At 40.9% G+C, this 2,439-nt stretch carries 2 protein-coding genes; one reads left to right on the plus strand and one right to left on the minus strand.

The window, feature by feature from the left end; genetic code table 11:
- Positions 1-656 precede the first annotated feature (656 nt).
- Positions 657-1,967 (plus strand): uracil-xanthine permease family protein, encoded by a 1,311-nt coding sequence (locus G576_RS0109560; protein WP_027974409.1) that lies wholly within the window; start codon positions 657-659, stop codon positions 1,965-1,967.
- A 49-nt stretch (positions 1,968-2,016) separates the two neighbouring features.
- On the opposite strand, the gene G576_RS12695 is transcribed toward G576_RS0109560, so the two are convergent.
- On the minus strand, positions 2,017-2,439 hold a 423-nt coding region (locus G576_RS12695; RefSeq protein ID WP_027974410.1), incomplete at its 5' end, for an IS630 family transposase.

Raw genomic sequence — 2,439 nt, forward strand, 5'->3', positions numbered from 1 at the left:
TACCTAATGAGTGGGGAATGTTTTCGAGGGAAGCGTGCTTTTCAGAGGAAAATTAGGAATAAGCTTGGCAAGTTGGGATGGGGAGCTGATTATGATTGGTTATGAGGAAGAATTTTTTGGTAGATTCTCAGAGTAAGTTCTAGAATCTACTTTAAAGGTGATGTGCAGACTTTTTTCTCATTATAGTTGGCTGCCATTGGTTGTTAGGTGTGGTTTACCGAGAAGACAAGGACCAGACCTTAGATAAACTGGTCGTCTTCAACTTAAATGCTTTTCGTAAGGCCTGTCTCAACCCTTACAAATGATGGTAGCTGAGTTATCGTCACAAGCAACGCAATATTTCTGTCCTCTGGAGGGTTATTTACCACAGTCATTTGGGAAATAGGAGACAAAACAAGTACGAACAGGGTATTGATCGTTTTAAAAATGACTTCAAGCCATAAAAGCTGAATAAGAAATTTTTCATGCGTACAGTGTGCTTTTTGATAAATAGAGCTGGTTTTTTTGACGCTGCTATGGTACAATATCAAAGGCGTAGGTTTTTAAACTCATCCCGTGAGGTGAGAAAGACAATTCAGGAAAAATGGAGAGCCTATGACTACTGTATGAGCTGGGCTCTTTTTGTGTGCTCAGATGGAGGAATTATGGAATTAAAAATGCATGTTACAGAGCATGAGAAACATACGGCAATAGACCTTGACGTGTCAAAGGTTGACTTGATTTTAGATGTTGAGGATAAGCCAGAGCCGGTGCAGGGACTCTTATTGTCTTTTCAGCATGTTTTTGCTATGTTTGGTGCGACAATTTTGGTGCCGTTGATTTTGGGAATGCCTGTTTCCGTAGCGCTTTTTGCTTCTGGTATAGGAACGTTGATTTATCAGGTGGCGACAAAGGCTAAGGTTCCGGTATACCTGGGCTCATCGTTTGCCTATATCACAGCTATGGCAACAGCTAATGAAGCTATGGGTGGTGATGTGTCAGCTTCTCAGACGGGTATCTTTTTTATTGGTCTCATCTATGTGGTCATTGCTGGTTTGATTAGTGTTTTGGGGACTCAGTGGATTGATAAGGTTCTTCCACCTATTGTTATTGGCCCTATGATTATTGTTATAGGGCTTGGTTTAGCCAATTCTGCGGTGACTTCTGCTGGTTTTGTAGCTGATGCAGACTGGCGTAACATTCTAGTTGCAGTCGTGACTTTTCTCATCGCGGCTTTTATCAATACTAATGGTAAGGGTTTTATCAAGATTATTCCCTTCCTCTTTGCTATTATTGGTGGCTATATTTTTGCTATTATTTTAGGTCTTGTTGATTTTAAGCCGGTTCTTGAAGCTAAGTGGTTTGAGTTACCTGCTTTCTATCTTCCTTTTAAAACAGGTCTCTTCAAATCTTACGACTTCTACTTTGGTCCTGAGATGATTGCGATTTTACCTATTGCCGTAGTGACAATAGCAGAGCATATTGGAGATCATACCGTTCTTGGGCAGATTACAGGTCGCCAATTCTTAAAAGAGCCTGGTTTGCAGCGTACGTTGATTGGTGACGGGGTTGCGACATCTGTTTCAGCTCTTATCGGAGGGCCTGCCAATACCACTTATGGTGAGAACACGGGTGTTATCGGCATGACGCGAATTGCTTCTGTTTCAGTTATTCGAAATGCAGCTTTGATTGCCATTGCCTTTTCATTCTTAGGGAAATTCACTGCTCTTATCTCAACCATTCCCAATGCTGTCTTAGGTGGCATGTCAATTTTGCTTTACGGGGTCATTGCTTCAAATGGTCTAAAAGTTTTAATTGAGCGTCAAGTAGACTTTGGACAGGTTCGCAACCTTATCATTGCCTCTTCTATGCTGGTTCTTGGGCTAGGTGGTGCAGTGCTTAATCTGGGCGCGGTAAACTTGTCTGGTACGGCTCTCGCTGCTATTGTGGGGGTCCTTCTCAATCTTATCTTGCCTAAAGAATCCTAATATGTGAAAAATCCGTTGACTTGTCCTGAGTCAGCGGATTTTTGTATAGTTAATTGAAATAGGGATAGAACAAAAGAACCCCAAGAAAAGTATCGCAATTTGGTAATACTTTTCTGAGGTGTTTTTTGATATGAGCCCATGTTTTCTCAATAGGATTATACTCAGGTGAGTATGGAGGAAGTGGTAAAAGTTTATGCCCATACTCTTCACATAAGCGCTCTAGCCTACTCATTCTATGGAATCTTGCATTATCCATAATAATAACTGATGGTGTGCTTAATGTTGGCAGCAGAAATTTCTGAAACCAAGCTTCAAAAAAGTCGCTCGTCATTGTTTCTTCATAAGTCATCGGAGCGATTATCTCACCATTTATCAGCCCTGCAACCAAAGAAATCCTCTGATACCTTCTTCCAAATACTTTACCTTTTATCAATTGTCCTCGTAATGAGCGACCATATTCTCGATAAAAATA

This window comes from Streptococcus porci DSM 23759 (assembly GCF_000423765.1).
Classification (GTDB): Bacteria; Bacillota; Bacilli; order Lactobacillales; family Streptococcaceae; genus Streptococcus; species Streptococcus porci.